The organism is Solihabitans fulvus (assembly GCF_008386585.1).
In the GTDB taxonomy this organism is placed as follows: Bacteria; Actinomycetota; Actinomycetes; order Mycobacteriales; family Pseudonocardiaceae; genus Solihabitans; species Solihabitans fulvus.
Map to the genome: position 1 here is coordinate 1 of NZ_VUOB01000280.1, position 530 is coordinate 530.

Genomic DNA, 530 nt, shown 5'->3' on the forward strand with positions numbered 1-530 from the left:
GCCGGCCGCTCCGCCTGGCCTGGCGCCCTAGGTTTTGCAGGGACCGCCGCGCCCTCCTACTCATCGAGGCCTGGCTCTTGCCCCGACGGCCGGGTATAGGTCGCGCGCTTAAGCGCCATCCATTTTCGGGGCTAGTTGATTCGGCAGGTGAGTTGTTACACACTCCTTAGCGGATTTCGACTTCCATGACCACCGTCCTGCTGTCTTAATCGACCAACACCCTTTGTGGGTTCTAGGTTAGCGCGCAGTTGGGCACCGTAACCCGGCTTCCCGTTCATCCCGCATCGCCTGTTCTGCTTACCAAAAATGGCCCACTTGGAGCTCTCGATTCCGTGTGACGGCTCAACAAAGCAGCCGACACGTCCTACCTATTTAAAGTTTGAGAATAGGTCGAGGGCGTTGCGCCCCCAATGCCTCTAATCATTGGCTTTACCCGATAGAACTCGCGTCCGAGCTCCAGCTATCCTGAGGGAAACTTCGGAGGGAACCAGCTACTAGATGGTTCGATTAGTCTTTCGCCCCTATACCCA

1 rRNA gene is annotated in these 530 nt (G+C 57.2%); it reads right to left on the minus strand.

Annotated elements, in window-relative coordinates:
• Positions 1 to 530 (minus strand): 23S ribosomal RNA (locus F0L68_RS45850); the annotation flags it as partial.